Below are 2159 nucleotides of genomic sequence, written 5' to 3'. Positions count from 1 at the left end.
GGGGCATGTCGGCGCTGGTGGAGGATTGGGGCGCCCGACCGCACCACGGCACCTGGCGATCACGTCTACGCGATGCTCACGCCAGGAAGAGAGGATTCTGGGCGCGGTGCAGCTCCGGTCAACCGTCGTAGCCCAGTTCTCTGTCCATTGCGGCGCCGCCGGCGTGCCGGTAGGTTTTGTCCAGGAACCGGCACATTTGATCCCGGGTCGCTTGCGCCGGCGCAAGGATCACGATTCCGCCACGATGTGCGCCGGCGCACGCGCGAATCGCCGTGAATCCCGTCAGTCCGCAGCCTTGCAATAGGGGGAAGCCACCGGAGGTCGCGGCCATGCTTGAACGAAACCGTGGCGTTCTCGGATCGCATGGAGCGCGTCAAGGCGGGCATCAACGAATGGCCGGAATGGAAGCGCCGGATGCTGGCGACCAATCCACCGCCCCGTCGCCCGACCAACGGCGACGATGATCCCCGGGGCGCCCGGCGCGACGAACGGGATTAGCGCGACGGTTTCTTCCCGTCGGGCTGCGGCTTGGTGTCGTGGCAGAACAGCAGGCCGGAACGCGTCAGACACTGCGCTCCAGCAATCGCCATATTTTACAAGAGCTTATATAATTTGCCACCAGCCTGGCGGCCGTCCACCAAGACGAGAAAATAACCGTTTCAGTAAAGGATCATTTCATTAATGGGTTGCAAATATTAACCGATCAGGTAATATGGCCGCCGAGGGAGGTGCACCCGCTTGGAGGTCGAATTTGCCACCCAGAAGCTCGCGAAGGTCTGCAACAGCCAGAAGCAACTCATCCGGAAGTACGGTGAGCGAACCGCGGGATTGATCCGCGAGTGCCTCGATGATCTGGCCGCGGTCGAGCGCCTGGCGGACATGCGCACGTTGCCACATCACCGATGCCACGAGTTGCACGGCAGCAGGAAGGGCGAATTCTCGCTGGACCTCGTTCATCCGTATCGGCTCATCTTCGTGCCGGGCAACAAGCCGATCCCCCGGCTGGCGGACGGTGGCATTGATTGGGCGGCAGTGACCGCGGTCGTGGTCACGGGAGTGGAGAACACCCATGGATAATAGAACCCTCAGCTATGCTCCCGACATGGTCTCGGCGCCCGGGCGGACGCTCAAGAGGATTATCGAGGCGGTCGGGATGACCCAGAGCGAGCTGGCGGCCCGGCTGGGCAAGACGGAGAAGTTTGTCAGCGAGCTGATGAACGGCAAGGCGACCATCACGGCGGAGACCGCCATTCACCTCGAGCGGGTGTTGGGTACGCCCGCCGGCTTCTGGTGTCGCCGCGAAGCCGACTACCGGACCTGGCAGGCGCGCGAACAGCAGGCCCAGGAGCTGAGGGACCAGGACGAATGGGCCCGCTCATTCCCGTTGAAGCGCATGGCAGAGTACGCCTGGATTCCCCGGTCCACGGCACCTGGCAGTCGCGTCGAGGCCCTGCTCCAGTTCTTCGGAGTCGCGACCCCGAGCGAATGGGACGCGATCTGGAGCCGCAAGCTGGAGACGGTCCGCTTCCGCATGTCCGGCGGACCCGCAGCAGACAAGTACGCGACGGCCGCCTGGCTGCGGTACGGCGAGCTCTGCGCGCAGCGATCCGACATGCCGGACTTCGATCGGAAGCTGTTCACCCAGGTCCTGGCCCAGGCCCGCACCTTCACGACGTATCAGCCCGAGGACTTCCAGCCGCGCCTTGTCGAACTGTGCGCCAAGGCCGGGGTCGCTCTGGTCTTCACGCCCGATCTGCCCGGGACGCGCGTCTTTGCCGCCACGCGGTGGCAGACCGCGCGCCGACCGCTCATTCAGATCGGCCCGCGGTACAAGACCGAGGATCAGTTGTGGTTCAGCTTCTTCCATGAGGCCTTTCACGTCCTGCTGCACAGGAAGAACGAACTCTTTGTCGCCGGCAACAGCTGGCACAGCGCCGAAGAAGATGAAGCCGACCGCGCGGCGGCCGACTTCCTGATTCCGCCCGACCAGTACAGCGAGATGCTCGGGGCTTTGCCGATCAGCAAGGCGAAGATCAAGGCCTGGGCAATGGACCTGGGGATCGCCCCGGGAATCGTGGTGGGACGTCTCCAGCACGACGGCCACCTGCCTCCGTCGCAGGGCAACGAGTTCAAGCGACGCTATGAGTGGAAGGCTCATG

At 64.1% G+C, this 2159-nt stretch carries 2 protein-coding genes; both read left to right on the top strand.

Features of this window, described 5'->3' with window-relative positions:
* Positions 1-738 precede the first annotated feature (738 nt).
* On the top strand, positions 739-1077 hold the full coding sequence (locus FJ251_15695) for a killer suppression protein (GenBank protein ID MBM4119146.1): 339 nt from the start codon (positions 739-741) through the stop codon (positions 1075-1077).
* A partial coding sequence (locus tag FJ251_15690) for a HigA family addiction module antidote protein (GenBank protein ID MBM4119145.1) occupies positions 1070-2159 on the top strand: 1090 nt, incomplete at its 3' end. The genes FJ251_15695 and FJ251_15690, both read left to right, overlap by 8 nt.

This window comes from bacterium (assembly GCA_016873475.1).
Classification (GTDB): Bacteria; Krumholzibacteriota; Krumholzibacteriia; order JACNKJ01; family JACNKJ01; genus VGXI01.
This window is presented reverse-complemented; position numbering and strand designations above follow the sequence as displayed.